Origin of the sequence: Exiguobacterium sp. s192, assembly GCF_018618795.1 — a bacterium.
Taxonomy (GTDB): Bacteria; Bacillota; Bacilli; order Exiguobacteriales; family Exiguobacteriaceae; genus Exiguobacterium_A; species Exiguobacterium_A undae.
Map to the genome: position 1 here is coordinate 20,525 of NZ_JACSMS010000009.1, position 17,945 is coordinate 38,469.

General features: G+C 44.3%; 19 protein-coding genes. 5 read left to right on the forward strand and 14 right to left on the reverse strand.

Annotated elements, in window-relative coordinates; all coding sequences use genetic code 11:
* Nucleotides 1–17 precede the first annotated feature (17 nt).
* Complete coding sequence (locus KNP87_RS13210) at nt 18–4,361, reverse strand: DNRLRE domain-containing protein (protein WP_214721963.1); 4,344 nt, start codon at nt 4,359–4,361, stop codon at nt 18–20.
* A gap of 808 nt (nt 4,362–5,169) precedes the next feature.
* On the opposite strand from KNP87_RS13210, the gene KNP87_RS13215 reads away from it, so the two are divergent.
* The 4 genes from KNP87_RS13215 to KNP87_RS13230 all read left to right on the forward strand — a co-directional run bounded on the left by KNP87_RS13215 (nt 5,170) and on the right by KNP87_RS13230 (nt 7,154).
* Nucleotides 5,170–5,364 (forward strand): hypothetical protein, encoded by a 195-nt coding sequence (locus KNP87_RS13215; RefSeq protein WP_214721964.1) that lies wholly within the window; start codon nt 5,170–5,172, stop codon nt 5,362–5,364.
* Between the two features lie 141 nt (nt 5,365–5,505).
* Nucleotides 5,506–6,351, forward strand: a complete 846-nt coding sequence (locus KNP87_RS13220) for a ComEC/Rec2 family competence protein (protein WP_214721965.1) — start codon at nt 5,506–5,508, stop codon at nt 6,349–6,351.
* Nucleotides 6,348–6,572: a DUF3006 domain-containing protein gene (locus KNP87_RS13225; RefSeq protein WP_214721966.1), complete on the forward strand. Its 225-nt coding sequence runs from the start codon at nt 6,348–6,350 to the stop codon at nt 6,570–6,572. Before KNP87_RS13220 ends, KNP87_RS13225 begins: the two co-directional genes overlap by 4 nt.
* A 21-nt stretch (nt 6,573–6,593) precedes the next feature.
* Entirely contained in the window at nt 6,594–7,154 is a 561-nt protein-coding gene (locus KNP87_RS13230; protein WP_214721967.1) for a DUF5067 domain-containing protein, read from the forward strand.
* A 109-nt stretch (nt 7,155–7,263) separates the two neighbouring features.
* Here KNP87_RS13230 and KNP87_RS13235 read toward each other — a convergent pair whose 3' ends face one another.
* From KNP87_RS13235 to KNP87_RS13265, 7 genes are all read right to left on the reverse strand, one after another.
* The gene (locus tag KNP87_RS13235) at nt 7,264–7,425 is read right to left on the reverse strand and encodes a hypothetical protein (RefSeq protein WP_158537545.1); all 162 of its coding nucleotides are present in this window, start codon (nt 7,423–7,425) and stop codon (nt 7,264–7,266) included.
* Nucleotides 7,426–7,515: 90 nt separating this feature from the next.
* Nucleotides 7,516–8,208, reverse strand: a complete 693-nt coding sequence (locus KNP87_RS13240) for a hypothetical protein (RefSeq protein WP_214721968.1) — start codon at nt 8,206–8,208, stop codon at nt 7,516–7,518.
* 193 nt (nt 8,209–8,401) lie between these two features.
* Nucleotides 8,402–9,865, reverse strand: coding sequence for an ArdC-like ssDNA-binding domain-containing protein (locus KNP87_RS13245; RefSeq protein WP_214721969.1), 1,464 nt, complete (start codon nt 9,863–9,865; stop codon nt 8,402–8,404).
* Between the two features lie 5 nt (nt 9,866–9,870).
* On the reverse strand, nt 9,871–10,149 hold the full coding sequence (locus tag KNP87_RS13250) for a hypothetical protein (RefSeq protein ID WP_214721970.1): 279 nt from the start codon (nt 10,147–10,149) through the stop codon (nt 9,871–9,873).
* The gene (locus tag KNP87_RS13255) at nt 10,146–10,601 is read right to left on the reverse strand and encodes a hypothetical protein (protein WP_214721971.1); all 456 of its coding nucleotides are present in this window, start codon (nt 10,599–10,601) and stop codon (nt 10,146–10,148) included. Before KNP87_RS13255 ends, KNP87_RS13250 begins: the two co-directional genes overlap by 4 nt.
* A gap of 11 nt (nt 10,602–10,612) precedes the next feature.
* Nucleotides 10,613–11,773 (reverse strand): MobP2 family relaxase, encoded by a 1,161-nt coding sequence (gene mobP2 / locus KNP87_RS13260; RefSeq protein ID WP_214721972.1) that lies wholly within the window; start codon nt 11,771–11,773, stop codon nt 10,613–10,615.
* The gene (locus KNP87_RS13265; protein WP_214721973.1) at nt 11,766–12,017 is read right to left on the reverse strand and encodes a hypothetical protein; all 252 of its coding nucleotides are present in this window, start codon (nt 12,015–12,017) and stop codon (nt 11,766–11,768) included. The genes mobP2 and KNP87_RS13265 overlap by 8 nt, the downstream gene beginning before the upstream one ends.
* 137 nt (nt 12,018–12,154) lie before the next feature.
* On the opposite strand from KNP87_RS13265, the gene KNP87_RS13270 reads away from it, so the two are divergent.
* Nucleotides 12,155–12,301, forward strand: coding sequence for a hypothetical protein (locus tag KNP87_RS13270; RefSeq protein WP_214721974.1), 147 nt, complete (start codon nt 12,155–12,157; stop codon nt 12,299–12,301).
* A gap of 221 nt (nt 12,302–12,522) precedes the next feature.
* Here KNP87_RS13270 and KNP87_RS13275 read toward each other — a convergent pair whose 3' ends face one another.
* Genes KNP87_RS13275 through KNP87_RS13300 form a run of 6 tightly spaced genes read right to left on the reverse strand, consistent with a single transcriptional unit; the run spans nt 12,523 to nt 17,942 of the window.
* Complete coding sequence (locus KNP87_RS13275) at nt 12,523–13,362, reverse strand: hypothetical protein (RefSeq protein ID WP_214721975.1); 840 nt, start codon at nt 13,360–13,362, stop codon at nt 12,523–12,525.
* On the reverse strand, nt 13,363–13,920 hold the full coding sequence (locus KNP87_RS13280) for a hypothetical protein (protein WP_214721976.1): 558 nt from the start codon (nt 13,918–13,920) through the stop codon (nt 13,363–13,365). It abuts the gene before it with no gap.
* 13 nt (nt 13,921–13,933) lie between these two features.
* Nucleotides 13,934–15,040, reverse strand: a complete 1,107-nt coding sequence (locus tag KNP87_RS13285; protein ID WP_251135622.1) for a lysozyme family protein — start codon at nt 15,038–15,040, stop codon at nt 13,934–13,936.
* Nucleotides 15,040–16,983 (reverse strand): VirB4 family type IV secretion system protein, encoded by a 1,944-nt coding sequence (locus tag KNP87_RS13290; protein WP_214721977.1) that lies wholly within the window; start codon nt 16,981–16,983, stop codon nt 15,040–15,042. The genes KNP87_RS13285 and KNP87_RS13290 overlap by 1 nt, the downstream gene beginning before the upstream one ends.
* A 7-nt stretch (nt 16,984–16,990) precedes the next feature.
* Complete coding sequence (locus KNP87_RS13295) at nt 16,991–17,626, reverse strand: hypothetical protein (RefSeq protein WP_214721978.1); 636 nt, start codon at nt 17,624–17,626, stop codon at nt 16,991–16,993.
* A gap of 4 nt (nt 17,627–17,630) precedes the next feature.
* Complete coding sequence (locus KNP87_RS13300) at nt 17,631–17,942, reverse strand: DUF5592 family protein (protein ID WP_214721979.1); 312 nt, start codon at nt 17,940–17,942, stop codon at nt 17,631–17,633.
* Nucleotides 17,943–17,945 lie beyond the last annotated feature (3 nt).

Below are 17,945 nucleotides of genomic sequence, written 5' to 3' on the forward strand. Positions count from 1 at the left end.
GTTCTCCTCCTCATTCATTAATATGCTGACCACCATGTAGTAACTGTATGATGTTCCTTTCTTATTAGCGGTATTATATTTTTATTGTCCGTAGCACTTCCACCGTGATCAATCTGTCGTATATGATGACAGTCAATCCCACCCCAATCGGTTTTTCCTTTACCATTAGGTGATCCTTTATAGGTATTCATATAGTATTTTCTATAATTTGTTCTGTAGTTCTTCCATTGTCTTCTGCCTTCAGCAGCCTGCTTTTTCGTTACTTTCTCATATGTTGTTTGATGAGGATAAGGTAACTTTTTCTTTGTATAAGGATCATCTAGAGGTGGATAGAGGCTTCCTTTTTTATTCAACAAGTGTACACGCGTAGATTGAACCATTGGTTTGTAACCTTTAGCTGTGATGGTATATTTAACATTTCTGAAAAGTGTTGAATTTATAGTGACTTCGTCAAATATGTTTGCGGCAGGTGCATATTTACTTTTAGGATGAGTAACATACTTTTTCTTTACTTTATTTTTTTGTAATTTTGTGTAAGTTTTGAAAATTGAATCACGTTTTAAAAATTCTCTTTCAACCTTATAGTATTTTGGAACGTCACCAAATTCATCATCAATGGAAAAGTTGTAATTTAAAATATACTTTTTTTTCTTTTTATCATAGTCTGCCTTGTATGAAATTTTCACAGTGATTTTTAAACCTTTTAGTACGACTTGTTTTGTCGCGGCAGATTCGCTTTTCTTTAAAATCTCTAGATATTCTTTAGCCGGAATAAACCTATCGTTATACGTATAATAGGTATCTACTCTTGAAAACAGAGTGTACTGATCTAATGCATTTAAATCAGTTTCTTCAGGTTGGTTATTGTAACTGCTTTTAATGGCTGCTATGGCAACGGAATCCTTTGCTAAGTTTTCAATCTTTAAATTGAGAGGTACATCAAAATCTGATGATTCTACTACATCATCCTCTTCGGAAAGTAATTGTTCTTCACCCGTTAATCCAGAGAGTTTAGATTCAGCTTCGATTTCAGTTATTTGATCGATTACATTTTCCGAAGCTACTTTTGTCTGTAAGCCCTCTAATATATCTCTATACTCTTTCTTGAAATCTTGTGATTGTGGCGTATAGCTAGAATCCATTGATTTTTTTAGAGTTTCGATTTCGTCCACAGCTTTTTGGTTTTCTTCTAGATTAGTATTGAAAATGTCTAACATACATTTTGCAGTCGTAGTCATATCTGGACATTCTTCTGGATAGATTTCTTCACCCACTACTTCTTTAGGAGAATAATCTGTAGGTTGTTCCACATTATTATCGATAGTGCCATACTCTACTTCAGATGATTTCGAACTTATTCCATCTTTATAAGCTGTAACTTTAAATTGGAACATATTATCTTCATCTGAGAAATATTTAGCATTTTGATACAACTTACTAGCATCATAATCAAAGTCAGTTCCATTGTTGTCTTTATGAAGCTTAAATGAACTAGCATTTATTTCAGTATCTAGGGGGAAAATCTTTTTCCCTGAGGTAGTCCAAGTTTCTACATTACCAACGTCAAATAATTCGAATTCCTGACCGTTAAAAATAGAAATTGTATAGCCAGATGCATTATTTACTTTTGACCAGCTGAGATTAAATGCACCTTTACCGTTTCCTAAATCATTTTCATCTACCTGAAAATCTTCAGGAGTATCAACATAGTTATTAGAGAATGAAGTTTCGCTGGAATAATCAGCAAACCCGTCCCCTAAACCAATGTAGTATAAATTATCAAAAGGAACATATGCGTTGTTAACACCTCTATAAGCTAAAACTTTAAAACTAAAATCAGATTTGAAATTAAGTAGGTCTCCGTTTTTTTCATAAAATGATTCGGGATTTAGAGGGATATCCATGCCATCTTTTTGTTTACTTCTGAAGAGTGTACCTTGATCGGTTTTAGGCCATATTTTTTTATTTTTTGTACTCCACTCTAGTTGATTTGAAGAAACATCATCAACAAGTTGATATGTCTTTCCATTATACATATAAATCAAGTACCCAGCTGCATTGTCTATAGAGTCCCAATTTAAGAAAATGTTTTGTTCGTTTTCACTTTCTCGAATACTTTCTAGACCAAATTCAACTTTTTTCATAGGGAAATTGATTCTAGTAAAACCTGATGGCGTACTTTCACCTTTTGAAGATTTGGCTACTACTTTAACATAATAGTTAGTTGTATTATGATAAGTTGTACTTAATCCATTTTTTTTGTATAGTTCTTTAGCGTTTGTCAAAAAATCTGTTCCAGAGAAGTCGCTATGAAACACTTTTGTTGTACCTGGTATTAATAATTCAAGCTCATCTTCGGACGGGAAGATTCTTTTGCCTTTGCTCGACCATGATGTTACGTTACCGACTGGAATGCGCTCATAGTTATTCCCGTTAAATAATTCTAGGTCGTAGGAATTAGCCCCTTCAACTTGCTCCCAATCCACTCTGAAATATCCTTGTTCATCTTCTAAAAAACTAACGTTTTCGATAATTTTTGGAGCTACCGGCTGATCAGGAATAATCCCTTCTAATGTTTGCTTAGTTACTTTTGAAACTGGACTACTACCCAATTTATAATCTGCAACAACTCTAAATTGATATGCTTTGGATGTTGATTCTACTCCAGAGCTTTGAGTATACATAGGAGAGGGATCCATAGGTAGTTCCATACCATCCCCAGATCTAAATGCAATACCACCTGTTAAATCATCACGAGTGCTGTACTGGCTAAGCTTTGGCCATATTTTTTTATCTTTCGTACTATATTTTAATGATGTCCCATTATAGATTGTCCGCCATCCTTTACCGTTATATAGTTGTAAACGGTAGTTGGTAGCGTATTTAACAGAGGGCCAAGATAAATCTATGTATCCCGTAGTTGCGCCTGCCCCTGAAGGAAATACATCTGTTTTTAAAGATCCCATTTGTGGATAGCTATAAGTTATCTCTAAATTCGTTTTATTTTTACTATTTTCACTCGCGGTAAGTTGTTTCCAATACGTTTGACCGTTTCCATTTGTATGAAGTTTAAAGCCATAATCAGTTCTAGAGCCATTTGCAATTGTTTTTAATGCGGAAGTTACATTAAAGTTTGCCCATTGATTTTTTGAAACTGTTGTAGAGGTAATGTTTGTCGATAAAGGTTTTGAATTCCAATTTAATTCTGTTTCAGACCAATTACTATTGACACTATCTACCCAAATGCCTGTTTTAGTCTCAGGATAAAAGCTCCATTTAACAAAACTTTTCAGTATTGCATCCGAAACATTTGCTCCTTTTAAATCAGATAAAGATGGCATTTTAATAAATGAATAGTTTGTACCCGTTCCTGAATCATATTTTCCTACTCGCAACACATACTCAGCTAATGAAGAGTTCCAATATTTATTGAAATTAGTTTCCGGACTCGCGCTTGAAATAAAAGTATCAAGAGAGGCGTCTTTTGCTAAGGAAGGATCAATATAGATTGGATAAACACGATCTTTGTCGTTAATCCAATCCTTAGAAGGTGATAAACGTAGTTCATAACCATTTTGGGTAGGTTCTAGTGTGTATGAAATATCGTAACTTTCTGCTGATAAACCTGATTTGTCATTAATACTACTATCGCTCATCATAGGGGCTGGCATTACATAGACCATGTCCCCCTTCAAATTTGTAAAGGAAATCGAGCCATCCTTCTTGAGATTAGCTTTTAATTTTGTTTGAATTTCATACACAAATGAATTAATCTCAGAAGTTGGTTTATTTAAAATAATATCTTCTTTTATCTCCATATTGAGAGCAGTATGTCTTAAGTCGATATCATTGAGAATTTCTTCATGCGTTAACTTGTTTTCGGTTATTTTTCCTTCTGATGTATTAATTGGAATAAGTCGTTTGTTCGATTCCATTCCTTTAAATGTAAAAGTAACAATATCGTTTTTTTGGTTACCAACAACGAGCATTGGAGTTTTACTATCTATTTCAGAATCAAAATTTATTAGTAGATCGGTCGATTTTGTTGAAAATTTATCAGAACTAACTTCCTCAAAGTTCGGATTAACCTCCTCCCAATCCTCTCCTGATTTTGTTTGAACGATGTCATCAAAAAAGTTCACGGAATATTTTCCGTCTTTTCTTTTACTTACGACCGTCTTTTCGTTGCTCAATTCCTCTGAAGACCTATTTTCTAAATCTTTATTATCTTGATTTTCCAATACTACATTGTTTTTAGAAAGTTCTTCAGCAATCACTACTTTGTTAGGAGTATACAAATTAGAGGTTAACAGTACAGACGTCAAACTAAAAACTAAACTGTGCTTTAATAAATTTTTCAATTAAATTCTCCTTCTAAAATATTTTATTACTCTACATTTATATGACAAAAAAATTAATTAAGAAACATTATTACCTATAATTTTAAATAAATTCTAGATACATTTTTCACTTTATTAAACTTGGATGAATCAAATTGAAGCTCTTATAGAGATTTCAACCTTTTATCAGCTGTCAAAAAAGAATGGACGAAAAATGAATACGTTTTTCTTTGAAGGATGTACAAGCAGATAGTGAATGGATTTGTACCAAATCCAAGTGAGAAAAGAAGCTCGCAGTGGGATTCGTCCACTGCGGGCCAGAGATGCTTCGTATCGTCTTCTGTCGATTCGTGAGAGGTGCTGGTTGTTGAGGAAGTGGTCATAGAAGAAGTAATGGAATTGCTGTCGGTGTACGTATGTACATCTTTTATCTTTGAGTGAATCATCCTCTGTACATTTCGATTTAGTTTGTATGTGTTAGTAGAGACAAGAGAAGAACTTTCGGGCTCATGCGTGAGGCATCTCTACGTTCCTTATCCTTGCGACGGAAGGCACGTAGCGTGATAAGACCAGAAAATAATTTTAGGAGTCTCAAACTGATTTAATCTGCAGGGACCAGTTATTTTAATCTGCAAATACCAGTTGTGATGGGATTCCTGTTCTAAATGATTCGCCGTTTTCTAAAGAATGAAGTGAAAATAGTCCTAGATTCGTCCTTAACTCTTTCGTTAGTTCAACTATCGTCGTGCTTATCTCGATTAAACGGATTCGTACGATGTCCTTCACGACTGTATGCTATGTTCAAGCAAACCAAAGAGGAGTGACGAAAATGAATACAACTGTAGACGAGGAGTCGAGAAAATGGATGGACATGGTGGAGCACTCGCAAAAAGTGACCATCATCGATGCGCAGGTTCGATTGGTGCGAGAAGTAGATGGTTCGATCGAGCATGTGACCTGGTTCGTTGATGTCGATATACTGCTCGCTTTTATTCAGCAACATTATTTGGAACAGACCCGTTAAAGGTCTGTTTTTTTATATGTTTTTTCGTTAAAAGGTGCGACCTATAAAGAAAAAATGATAGGTGGGAAATATACCCATTATTCTTCTGGTATTCACGGTATACTGAAGATAACTTACAAATCAGAAATGGAGCGATGCAAGATGAAGAGAAAATGGATGGGCGTCAGCCTGGCGCTCGTAAGTGTGGGCTTTTTGGTAGGACCGTTACAGAGTGCAGAGGCCGCGACACCGAAGATCAAAGTCCACTACATCGATGTTGGACAAGGTGATGCGATCTACATCAAGATGCCGAGTGGTGAAGATATCGTCATGGACGGTGGGAACAAGGGGAAAGGCGATGCACTCGTCGCTTATCTGAAGAAACAGAAGGTCGGTGACATCGAGATGCTGATCTCGACGCATCCGGATGCGGATCATATCGGTGGACTCGATGAGGTCCTCGACTCATTCAAGGTCAAGAGTGTCTATGCTCCGAAGGTCAAGCACACGACGCAAGCCTATAAGGACTTCTTGCTGGCCGTCAAACGCGAGAAGCTGACGATCAAGACAGCGAAGGCCGGTGTCTCGCTTCCGGTCAAAGGCGTGAAGGCGCAGTTCGTCGGACCGGTGAAGGATTATGCGAACAGTGATTTGAACAATTGGAGCGCCGTGTTGCACGTTGCGTATAAGAAGAATACGTTCCTGTTCACAGGCGACGCGGAACTGAAATCGGAGCAAGACATGATTGCGAAGAAGAAGACGTTGCGCGCGGACGTCCTAAAGGTCGGTCATCATGGGGCGAAGACATCGACGAGCGCGACGTTCCTCAAATACGTCAAACCGAAGTATGCCGTTATTAGTGTTGGCAAGAATGCTTACGGACATCCGACGAATGAAGTCGTGACGAACCTGAAGCGCGCGAAGGCGACGATGCTACGGACGGATAAGAATGGGACAATCGTCTTTGAAGGGAACGGATCGTCCTACACGATCAAGAAGTCGAAATGAGTAAGCGTAAAGGGATCATCGATCGCATTGAAGGAAAGTGGGTCGTCGTCGAGTTCGAAGATAGAATGCGGGACATCCTTATTTCTCGCTTTCCCATGACGGTTGAATCCGGAGATGTCATCTGGATCGATGAGTACGGTCATATCGAGAAGGATGACCAAGAGCGGCAACGACTCTCCAACGAAATCGATGAGTTGATGGAAGAACTGTGGGAAGACTAAAAAGGAAATGAGCTGAAGCAAATGAATAAGTTAGGACAAGCGGTCGTCATCGTCGGGTTAGGATTATCACTCGTTGGATGTGGCACACAAGAAACGATAGAAGATCCACCTAAAAAAGCAGCGAATCCGACTGAAAAGATCGAGGTAGCGGAAACGAAAAAAGAAGATGTCTATTTCAAAGACGACACGCTAAAAATTGACATGGCGACCGTCAAGATTCTTTCGACAGAAGTGCTTGAGCCAAGTAAAGAGTACTTCCGCGAGAAGCCACAGCTCGTCTTCACATACGAGACAACGAATGATAGCAAGGAGCCGCTGAATGGAATGACTACGTGGATTGCTTGCTTCGAGGCGACACAAGAAGGAACCGATACGATCAATAAGTTAGAGATAGGCATGACGCCACAAGAAGAGAAGTATGCCTCTTATTTAGAACATCAGCTCGATGACATCAAACCAGGTGGTACCGCGAAGGGAATCATGGCTTACGACATCGATGATCCACAAGCGGTCGTCACATTGAAAGCGACTCAAGGAATGGCGGGAAAAGAATTAGGTGAAAAAAAGATTGAACTCAAATAAGCAGATGAATAAAAAGAATCACGTTGAATGAAGTTTACAGCAGAAATATTTCAAGTAAGCAAAAACAGCAATATCGCTTCTTTTTTTAAGGCGATGTTGCTGTTTTATTTTATCCCTTTAAGATAGTAGCTGCTTTCTTTTCTGCTGTTTCTTCATCTGACCAGTCCATCTCAGATAGCATGCTGGCTTGAACTTTTTCGATCTGCTCGATTGTATAGCCGAGTTGCTCCATGGCAATGACGGCGTAAGCAACTGCTTGATTGTTATTCATGGTTGTTCCTCCATTCGTTGATATGTAGTGAAGTTTTTATTATATCGCATTGACTGGCATATCCTGTTATAGACATTTTCTTGAGGAGCATTAAATCATTCGTTCCACAATGAATTTTACCAACAACGGAATAAGAAAGCAGATGACGATCAATTTCAAGAAGGCTCGTTGCTTTCTTTTCTTGCTCTCACGATGTATAGAGGTATCAAAATCCACTTCAGGATACAAGATGTCTAAATTGTTACCTAGTAATCGTCCTGTCCAAAAATGAGCCCATACGACTGCTACGATTAGCCAAGCATATCCAGCACGACTAGATAAATAGTTCTCGATAAGTAAATACATGAAGCTAAAAATAAGGAGAACTAAAAGAATGGATAGACCCGTTCTCCAAACAGGGTGTGCGAGATACTGATTTTGATTCGGGGTAGCGTCAATGATTTTTTGAAGTTGTGTCGATTTTTCTTTTACCCACTCTTGATGAGTACCTCCGACGGCGTATGTACTGCTGTTTTTATCAATGTGAAGATTCAAAGCGATTGATGTATGTAAACTTTTATTGGTGAGACTAAAGACGATGGATTGTATTGACCGATTCCGGTCGATAGTCAATCGATCAGAACCACTATCGATTGTTCCATCTTTAAATTGAATCGTGTAGATGACTTCGGTTTCCTCATGGCCCAATTCTTTTTCTGTCGAAAAGAATACATCCATCAATTGGTTGATATCCTGTTCGTGAAAAATCTTATATTTGATTTGTTCCCTTTTCTCTATGCCCATTTAGTTACTCCTTTTAAATAAATACAAACTACTTTAAAGTATAGCGCACTGTTGAAAGAGGAGGGTAGCTTTTACTGGATAAAGTTCCCACCCTCTTTAATTGATACGATTCAATTACACATTAGGACACATCATATCTGCTCATTTCTGTTGCTGTATAAGCAATAAGAAAATAGTTTTTCTTTATACGCTCTCATCTTGTATGAAAGTCTTTCGATGGAACATGAAGTTGCCGACTTACGATTTGCTTTACCTTTTCCAAATCTCGATCTTCGGTCGATACCATCTCGTCATACCATGCTTTCTCAAGTACTTGCTCTGTCTCTTTGCTGAGGACCTCCGTCTTCAGGATATGATGTAACGGGCTACTGGCTTCCTCAAGACCCTGGAAGTGTTGACTGATCGGTTCTTCTTCAGGAATGACCAACGTATAGGAAATCGTCTCATGTTCGTCGAAGTCGCGGTCGTTGGCTTTCGCAAACGGTTCGAAGAAGTCTGTCGCGCCATGGACGAGCATCATTGGCTCCTTGAATGCTGAAAGATCTTGCTGCGTGTCCTGCTTGGCGATGCTCGTCAGGTAAGCTCCGACATCCTCCGGTGTGTGCTGAATGATCCGCTCGAGTCGTTCTGCTAATGGCATCCTTTGGTCTGTAATTTGTGCAACGTTCTCGATATGTTCGATCATCTTGAAAGGCGATGCTTCTCGTTCAAGTACTTGTTCGTGCTCAAGCGAACTATAAATCTCTCGGATGAAGTGACCGGATGTCTGATGGACTTCGTGCAACAAGTCTTCTTTATCGCGCAAGTCTCTTCCTTGTGTCCAGCTGGCGAGGTACGATAATGAAAACTCGTCTGTCGGAAAATCGAAATGAGCCGCAACCGTGTAGGCGACCATCTCCGCCTGGAATTCCTTCTCGTGCGGGTTCAATTCGATTTCGCGCTTTTCGTTTCGTTCCGTGTTATGCAGATTCGCATGCGCGAGTTCATGGATCATGACGGTGACATTCTCGATGTCCGAGTTCCGTGGATTCAGGGCAATCGCATTTAGCTCTGGATAGAAGCATCCCTTCGCTGTACCAAGCTCATTCAACGGCTTATCAAGTAACGTCACGTCTTGTGTCTCAGCAATACCATTCAACGCACGGCGAAATGATTCTGCCTCACGGATCGATCCGCTCCGATGATACGAAGCAAACAGCTCGGAGACTTCGAGTCCCTTCTCACGGGCATCGGTCTGCGTGTACTCGAAGACGTGACCAATTTTATAGTACATTGCTTTCCGTGTCGGAAGAGAACCTTCCTTTGCGCGCTTTTGTTCTGTCTTCGTCGCATCCTTCCATGCCACCCAATCCGTCTCTCGTTTGATGAAGGTGACAGGGGAGGGGACGAAAATCTTGATGCCCTTCTCTCCTTTTTGGACTTGTACGCCTTGTTTTTCCCAGTACGCATAAGAACCGATGGCACGCGCGCCTTGGAACTGTTCCTCGATCAATAGCATGTTCCGTGTCGAATAGCGGTGGAACCGGCTCATGAAGTCGAGATGTTCTTTGATACTCTCCTGACTGACAAAGTGAGAAGCGAGCTGCGTCTCCATCTTGTCGGTCAAGGCTTGTACTTCCTTCTGATAATCCTCACGTGTTTTCTTCTTATATGCCATGTGTCTCACGCTCCTTCAGACGAAACGGATGAATCAGCAGCACCTTCAAAGTCGTTCAACTCTTCTAAAACCATCGGGTCGGTAGCAAGTCGATCCAGTAGTAGATGACGACGATCACGTGATACCGGGAGCAACAACAGAGGCTCTTCTTGCAGGATCTCAAGTAACGAATATTCGTCATATGAGACAGGGATGTCGTATCGCGCTTGATGAATCAAGACTGTGACGTGGGTCGGATGCAGTTCGAGAAACATTGCGAGTGTGAAAGCTTCCAGTCGTCTCATTTGTGGGTCATCCTTTCCTCATTCGAATGCTTATGTTGCTTTCGTTGGTCGATCCGTGATTTGACGGCCGTCTCCGCTGTCTCCAGAAACGAAGGACGGTATTCTGTCGTCGGGATGATGTCCTCTATGCTTTCCGTCTGCATCAAGGCTTGCACCAGTTCAATCAAGATCTGTGTTTGAAGGTCTGTCTGTTGGACGCTCTTTCGTAACGGAGAGAGACTCTTTGTGATTTGTCCTTCCCAGAACGTGGTCAACTCTTGTTCGATCTGTTTTGATACGGAGCGACTGATATAGTTCAAATCCCATTGCTTCTTGATCATCTCTTGATAGTCATGGATGATATGATCGATTGCCGGACCAATTCCGGACAGTCGTTCCCGCTCGCGATACTCCTCTAAAAATTCAGCGGTCACGGCACTCATCCGGATCCGGACTTGCTTCGTCTCTTCCATTCCGTTTCACCTTACCTTTCGTGTTGGACTTCCTGCTCGAGTTGTTCAAAAGCACGCTGGTTCTTGATGTGGTCCCACTCATCATTCATGTGTCGTCCGATCCGATAAAGCGTCTCTTGCATGATCCGTTCACGTCGAAAAGCAGACTGGATTCTTTGTTTGGGTGAGGATGAAACTGTCTTCGCAACCTTCTGAGGTGGCTTGGACGACTCACGCATTTCGCACAGGATGGCGTTTCCCATCCGCGTGTAGAGATCCTGTTCCTTCGTCTTGCGATAAGCCGATGCTTGGGATGCCGATCCATAACTCCGTTCGTAGAATGCGACCTCGGTATCGAGTTGTTGTTTAAACTCGCTGTGCTCTTTCTCGAAGTAGGTCGCAAGATACGTGTCAGTAAATTGATTGAGTGAAGGACGCAGTTCGTGCATGCCGTTCATGTTGTAATACCACTGCCGCTTGTCGTCCGGTAATTGTTTCTGAATCGTTTTGTACTGCCGAACGAGTTCCGGGTGCAAGATTCGATTCGAAGCGGACGTCGTCGAACGATTTCGTTTGTGTGCGAGCACTTCTTCCCGGATGAAGGTATTCAGTTTCTCTTGTTCACGTGTCCGGTCGGCAAGCGTATGGACGACTTGCGCCTTCATCTTCTCGATTGTTTTCGGTTTCCGTTTACCGCGTTCGCGTGGATGTATCGTCTCGACTGTCGCGACATGGACGTGGATATTATCCGTGTTGTAATGAATCGCAGCAGTCCATGTCGCGTGCAACATCTGTTCCTTTTCGATCATCAGTGCGGTCGCGTTCCGTGTCGCCTGCATCAAACGTTGTTCATCGATATAACGATTTTCTTTGACGCCGACTTCCTGTAACCACGCTTCGTCGAACGAGATGACATCTTGCCAGAGGATGCTACCGTTCTCTTGTGCTCGTCGGAAGACATCGCGTAATTGCTCTCGTTCGGTCGTGTTTAATCGGTCTTGCGTCGCCGTAAAGAGACCACTTGATTTCAGTTCATCTTCCATATAGTCATGGTAATTCTCAAATTGATGTAACCGTGCTTTCGTCTCCGGTCGGTCAATGTAATTGAGATACGTCGTATAGCGACGCACTCGTCGTGTTGCTTGAGGGAGTTTGAACTTCGACTTGATGATGACACCAGTAACGTTAGTCATCCTGCATCACCTCACGGAAGAGTTTGGTCAATTGTTCAAGTTCTGTTGCGCTCCGCTTGAGGTGTAACGTGTTCGCTTCGAGTTGTCGTTCGAGGCGCGCAACCTGTGTCGACTGGACGCCGTCCGCGCACCAGGTAGTCAGTAATCCTTTCAATAATCCTTGTCGGGAACACCTCTGTTTTTCCGCCTGTTCGTCGAGTTGTTTGACGAGGACGGGGTCGATGTCGCGAATCAAGAGATTCATCTGTCTTCCTCCTTCCTTTAGGAAAGTAAGTCTCGGCGTTCTAAAAAATGAAAAGATTTCCGAACAATTGATCCATTCCTCCTGTCATTAGAAGTGAGAAAAGTGATACCACTCAGACGAGGAATGGAGGGATCAACATGCAATCGTTTATCGAACAGATCTATGCACTCGGAGAAGCCGTGAGCGTCTCCTTGATCGTCGAACTTCTGAAAAATATCTGCTCGAAGATGCAGCAACATGTAATGAAAAGGATTGAAAGAAGTGACGTAACTGACTCGAGTTAAGCGTTGATGAATGTTGATAGAATTGCTAAATGTGCATTGGGTTTTTAAAAGCTTAAAAACCACAAAAGGTTCAAAATCGTGAAAAAGAGCATAAGGGGAAACTGCTATCACGGAGCGTTCTAGCCTAGGCGGAGCCTAGTGTTTCCCTGATATCATCAAAATCGCGAAAAGGTCACACCCTGTGCCACCAAAAACGGCATTTTGGCACGGTGTGTGCCGCCTTACCATTTCAGATCACGTGCTTTAATGCGCAACTGATCTTGTCGTTTCTCTTCTTGGCTGAGTTGTTTTTTTAGATCCGTTTGTCGTAGAAGTGCTTCTTCTTTGTCCTGCTTCAGATTGAAGATTTCATCCTCACGTTCGACTTGTTCGTCGAGTGTCAGGTCAGGTAACGTGGCTTGTTTCGTCTCGATGTCCTGTTCGATTTGTTGGATGAGAGAAGCTTGTTCTGTCTGTTCACGTCTCATTTTTTTAATCTGTTTTTGACTTTGTGTGTGTTCGTCAGCGAGAAAATGTTGCGTATAGTCGTCTTCTTGTTGAATAGAGAGTGATGTCCTTAAGACACGTCGCTGATCCATATAGAGTGATTCGACTAACGCATCTTCTCGCTTCGTAGCACTCAGCTTCTCGAGTGACTGTTGAGGCTTCATGACATACAAGCGGAGTGCTAGCTGATCAAAGTCGCGCGGCACATCTTTAATTTCGAAGACGTAGTGCTCGTCCTTGTGATAGACGACGCGGACGCGTTGTTCATCCGTTGGTCGTTCCTTGTAGGCGACGCGCGTGACAAGTTTCGACGCGTAGTCTTGGGGTTGCTCGAACTGGAGGCGGACGCGCATTTGATTCCGTTTCGCGTCATGAGACCAGTCGAGAAGCGTGACGGTCTGTCCATTGGTCAACCGCTTTTCTTCACCAATCGGTGTCGCATTGATCGGTTGTTCCTCAGCTAAGTAGAGGGAGGAGAAACCAAAAAACAGAAAGCCGATCAAGAAGAATAGGCCTGTTCCGAGATACAATCGCGACCAGTCACGGGTCAACGTCTTTCGTTTTCCTGGATGCATTTAGACACCTCCTGACGTCTTTAGACTCTTCATCTGATCGACGATGTAACGACTGTCTTGGTTCGTAAACGTCAGTTCGACCAGCTCATCGGATGTCTCTTCATAGTCGTTTGAATCGATCGTCAACGTCCGTTTGAAGCGGACGAGACAATGCTCCGGATCGTCATGGTTCGGAAAGACTTCGATGTCCGAGACGGAGGCGGTGAACTTGCCATCACTTCCGCTACTCGCGAATAACGTCCGTTTGATGGACTCCGACATATACTGGGCGGCTTGTCGTTTGCGCGTGGGGTAGGTCCCGTCTTCCCATGTGAAAGCAAACGTGATGAAGCGTTCCGCGCTCTTAGAGATGGTCGAATCGTGCTCTTGCTCCTGTACGTCAGTGGGAACAGGAGAGTCCATCGTGGTCGTCTCTGGTTGCGAATCTTTTCTGTTTTTCTCTGTTGTCATGTGCGGTCTCTCTGATGCCGACGAACGGTATTGATAGACGTTGGCACTGACAGACAGTAACAGACAGAACAGCACGAGTCCTAAAAGATGACGACTCGTCAATGCCATGTTGCATCCCTCCTTATAGAGAAAAGAGTGGTGCCGGATCAATGTGTCCGGACCAATCACTCGTCTTGAATTCGATGTGCAGATGATTCCCGGTCGAACGTCCAGTCGAACCGCACATCCCGATTGCTTGTCCGGCTTCGATCTTCTGACCCGCCTTGACTTGGCGTGCGGAAAGGTGGGCGTAAGCGGTGATCCATTCCCCTTGTTTGATCTGAATGAGTTGTCCGTAAGGTCCGCGTAAGCCGCTATAGGTGACGGTACCGGAGCGGACGGCGTGGACGGTATCAGTATCGTGACAACTAAAATCGATGCCTGTATGAACGTCCGTCTTTCCGAAAACGATTCGTGATCCGAATCCCGACGTCATCTGAAGCGGGATGTCGAGGGGGGCATGGAGTTTCCCTTTGATGGGTCCCGTCTTGCCTTCCGCCAGTACCGTCGGCGTCAGATAACGAAGGACGGCATCGACATATTCGATGTCACCGTAACAGGCTTGATGCTCAATCGCGCTCGGACGATGGCACTGATAGATGCCACTCTTCTTGACGCGTTGGTACATCATCTGTGAAAAGGAGATTGCGAGTTGTTTCGTATATCGTCCACCGTTTTCTTGGACGTAATCAATGAAGCCACCCCCGAAGTTGTAACTCTGGAGCGTCAACTTGACGTCTTGGTTCGCTTGTTGGAAGACCGACGCAAAGTGTTTCACGCCGTAGCGAATGCTCTCATCGGGAGAGGTGATGCAGCCGATCCGTCCGCACTTCGATTCACTGGCTTGCATCGGATCATTTCCACGTCCGCCGCTTTCCTGCATCATCAAGGCGAGTACAACGTTCGTCTGTCCCTCGAGTTGTTCCTTCTTTAATTCACGCGCAATCGCCTCGCGGTATTGTAAGACATCATCACTAACCTGTAAGTTGGTGTCCGAGTAAGCGATCGGTGTCTCCGTCGCCTGCTCATTCTCGATCCCGGTCAACGTATCGAGAATGCCTGCGACGATAATAATGAGCAGGAGGAGAAGGAGCGCGATACCGAGGGCAATCAGACGATACTTTAAGGTCAGGAGTCGCCATTTCATCCGGACGGCGACACGTGCCGACTGCCGGACCGTACTCCACATCAGGCACCACCTCCGAACAAGGTCAGCTCCTCGGGTGAGACATCAACATCGAAGATCAGTGTCTTCACACCGGAGATACTAAGGACGATGCGTCCGGTCTCGAGCGACGGGATCAACCGCGTCTCACTCTCGGTCAGTTGTCCGTCGAAGACGGTCTGGATCGTCGGGATGCTCTCGGCATCCTGCTCGCCGATGAACTTATACTGCGTCAGTTGGAACAACGTCTTGACGTTCTCCGCGTTCTCCGACTTCGAGCCAGTCGGGACGAAGTCCGTGATCAAGTGCGAGGCGAAGAAGATACCACCGAAGTATTTCCGCGCTTCTCGCATAAATTGTTGTAGATAAAGGATCGCCGGTTGTGCGATGTCACGCGTGTTGATCAGGTGGTGGGCCTCATCGATGACGATCAGATACTTGAAAGCATCTTCAATCAGTAGCTCACCTTGGTTGTAGCTGCGCAGTTGTCCGGCACCGTTGAGGATCATCCCATCCCAGAGCATGTTCATCAGGTTGAAGACCTGTGCCTGGAAGATCTCGTCCTTCAGGTTCGTCAGGTTGCGTAAGGGGAACGAGACGATCGCTTCCTCATCGAACCGCTCGATTGAAGAATGCCCATCAAAGATGTTGCCGTAGTTATGGACAAGGTTCGTGATGGCGAGTTCGATGTTCTCGAGCCGACGGACACGGTTCGTGCTGATGGTCTCGCGGATCGATGTCCGTGCTGCATCGGCATATAACTCTGAACGAACAAGCGTCAAAAAATCGGAGAAGATGGGATAGGTGTTCGCTGGATGCGTCGTGATCGGGGCGTCACCGTCCTCGTTCCAGAGACCTTTTTCAAGGTAGAGCTGACGGAGCAGAATCTCGAACTCGTTCGCTTCTTCCTGGGAGGCTGCCGGATTGATGTAGTGATAGAAGACTGCAATCTTCGACAGGTGTTGCATGAACGAGAGCGCTTCGTCCGCAGAGCCGTCGGCATGTGTCACCGTCTTATAAACATGGAGCGGATTGATCTGTCCGGCGGAACCGTCGAGTGCGATCTCTTTTCCACCAAGTTGCCGCACGAGGTCGGAGAACTCACCCGTCACGTCCAAGATCCTGACGTGATTGCCTTTGATCGCTTGATCGAGGACCGTTTTCTTGAGTAATGTCGACTTGCCCGAGCCCATCTTGCCGATCATCAAGGCATTATAGAACTTCCGTTGCTTATCCTTATGGAACAAGTCGAAGATGACACTCCCGTTCGTGTCGGTCGTCCCGTAGTACGTCCCGGTTGGATCCTGCAACGACGTGAAGTGGAACGGATAACCACCCGCGATCGAGAGCGAGGGAATCTCTTTGCCCCGACGACGGTTTGGGAGTTTTTGCTGCTGCTCATAGCTCAGGAACAGGCTCTGCCATTCCCACTCCTGTTCGTTCAGGAAGACCGTCGCGCGGAAGTTCCGTGCCTCGAGTTCCTCCATCACGTCCTGGACCTGTCGTTCGAGTGTTTCGAGTGTCTTTGCTTTGACATAGAGTCGGAGATGCAGATACTTCATCGTCTCGCCTTGCGTGATCTGTTCATAGAGTTCATTCAGTTCTTTATACGTCTCGCGCGCATCGATCCGGTCGACGTTGTCCTTCGCGTTCTCGAAGCGGGTGTTCTGCTCGGCCATCGACTTATTGATCGTCCGGATCATCTCTCGCTTGTCCGCTGTCCCGATGTCGAGCGTCGTCAGGACACCGGGCAGGTTAAGGATTGGCTCGAGCCAGAAATCATAGACGGTCGACTGATACTTATAGACATGGAGGCAGGCGAGATAACCGTCACCGGTCCGGACATAATTCGGTTCGAAGCGGAGTCCGCCTTGCGGCTGGATCGCTTGGATGAATGTCGGATTGTAGCCGTCCTGTTGTTTAATTGTCTCAGGATCCTGCTTTCGTAGAAAACGTGTACGCCACATGACGTCATCACTCCTTTCCGTCCTGGGTCGGTTTCGTATTCGGGTTGTGCAGTTGGAACAGGACATGGATTTTCTGCTCGATCGTCAGTTCGACCATCGGGTTGCTGCGCCGAAGGAGTTTCGTTAATTGATGCTTCCGTTCGCGGAGCATTGCCTCGTCCTGAGCATAAAAAAAGAGGAGATAATCGCGATTCGTGCGATGCTCCTCAAGGTAGATCAGTTCTTGTTTCTTCTTTTGAAGAAACGGACGATAGGCGGCAATCTGATTCTGTCTCAGCTGTCGTTCGATCCGTTGTTTCTGTTTTTCCAGATTAAGCGGTGTATTGAGCGGAATTACCTTCAATGGATGGACATACGCCTGTAAGAGATAGGCGAGGGAGAAGATGTCATGGTCCTTCTCCGTCTCAGATAGTCCGTAAATATCCTTTGAAGTCAGTTGAATGATGTCGCAAAACGTCCCGTCCTGCATCTCGAAAACATCGAGCGCTGTTGAGTCGATAATCGGCAAAATGGAGGCGACAGACGATGGGATGCGGACACGCTTCTCCTTGCGTGCTGGTGGTGTCGTCAACTGAACCTCATCGAGCCAGGTGATATCGTTCGTAGGACTTGTTTTCAATCGTGTATCTTCCGATAAACTCATCTGATCACGCTCCTTTCGAAGATTCATTCCGGTCGGCCAACGCGATATAGGTGTCTTTCTTCTTGATGAGTGCGTAATAGAGCACGTGGACCATCCGCTTTTCCGGATTCGTCGTCGGTCGGATGACGAGAAAGAGTCCGAAGCCAACGAGGAAGCACGTGAACGGGAGATGCAAGATGTCCGGGATGAACGGCAGGGCGATTAAGCGGACGATGATTAAGGCGACGAGGAACAGTAAATCATAGAGATAGAGCATCTTGTTGATTTTCAGTTCGGTCGTGACTTCGTTCGGAATCCGGTATTGGCGCTGTTGCATGTT